This window comes from Streptomyces sp. HB132 (genome assembly GCF_016909575.1).
In the GTDB taxonomy this organism is placed as follows: Bacteria; Actinomycetota; Actinomycetes; order Streptomycetales; family Streptomycetaceae; genus Streptomyces.
In genome coordinates, this window is record NZ_JAFBGA010000044.1 from 1 (window position 1) to 1429 (window position 1429).

Sequence of the window (1429 nt, forward strand, 5' to 3'; positions counted from 1 at the left end):
GGATGACTCGCTGCTGCGCGGGACCGTTCGGCGCGGTCAGCCCGTTCGACGCACCGTCCTGATTCACCGCCGAACCCCGCACCACGGCCAACACCTGATGCCCGTTACGCACCGCATCAGACAGCCGCTCGAGCAGCACCATGCCGACGCCCTCGCCCCACGCCGTGCCGTCGGCCGCCGCGGCGAACGGTTTGCACCGCCCGTCGCGCGCCAGACCCTGCTGTCGGCTGAACTCGGTGAAGACGCCAGGCGTGGACATCACTGTCACACCGCCGGCCATGGCCATCTCACACTCGCCCTGGCGCAGGGACTGCACCGCCAGGTGCAACGCCACCAACGACGACGAACAGGCCGTGTCCACCGTGATCGCCGGACCCGTCAGACCGAACGTGTACGCGATACGACCGGACGCCACACTGCCCGCCGCACCCGTGAACAGATAACCTTCGGCTTCCTGGCCCTCGACCGATCCGCTGCCGTAGCCATGAGGGACGGCACCGACGAAAACACCGGTACGACTGCCGCGCAGCGACTGCGGATCCATGCCCGCTCGTTCCAGGGCCTCCCAGGAAGTCTCCAGCAGGAGCCGCTGCTGCGGGTCCATCGCCAAGGCCTCGCGGGGGGAGATACCGAAGAAGCCGGCGTCGAAGTCCGCAGCGTCGTGGAGAAATGCACCCTGATGCGGATAGCTGGTGCCCGGCCGTGTGGTGTCGGGATGGTACAGATCGGCGAGATTCCAGCCGCGGTCGTCGGGGAATCCGGATACCGCATCGGTATCCGACAGGAGCAGTTCCCATAGGCCTTCCGGCGAACGGACGTCGCCGGGGAAGCGGCAGCTCGTCGCCACGATCGCGATCGGTTCGTGCGAGAGAAGCGGTGAGTTCGCCGCAATGGAGGGCTCGTCGACCGCCACATCGATACCGAGGGCCCTGTCGCGGACATGCTTGGCGAGCGCTAGCGGTGTCGGATGGTCGAACACAACTGTGGGTGAGAGGGTGATGCCGATAGCGCCGGACAGCCGGTTCCGGAGCTCCACGGCGGTCAAAGAGTCGAAGCCTGACTCCCTGAAGGCTTTTCGGACTTCGACCTCTGCCGGTGACGGCCATCGCAGCACTGCTGCCGCGTGGGCGCGTACCTCGTCCAGCGCCACCCTCATCCGTTGGGTATCCGTAGACGCTGCGGCCATCCGGCGCCTGAAGCCCTCCAGCGCCTCGGCCGGCGGGACGGAAGGCAGGTCGATCTGGACAGGAGAACCGGAGTTGGAGGGTGCGAGCCAGTATCGGTCTCGCTGGAAGGCGTAGGTGGGCAGGTCTATGTGGCGGGCGCCGTCGTGAGTGTCCGGGCTGTCGAGAACTGTCCTCCAGTCCAGTTCGACACCCTGCACCCACAGCTCCGCCATCGACGCCATAAACCGCTCCGGACCACCCTC

1 protein-coding gene is annotated in these 1429 nt (G+C 67.0%); it reads right to left on the reverse strand.

The genetic code is table 11. The features are described from left to right. Positions 1 to 1384: beta-ketoacyl synthase N-terminal-like domain-containing protein (locus tag JOC24_RS32965; RefSeq protein WP_374104556.1), on the reverse strand; the 1384-nt coding region annotated here is incomplete at its 3' end. Between the last annotated feature and the right edge of the window lie 45 nt (positions 1385 to 1429).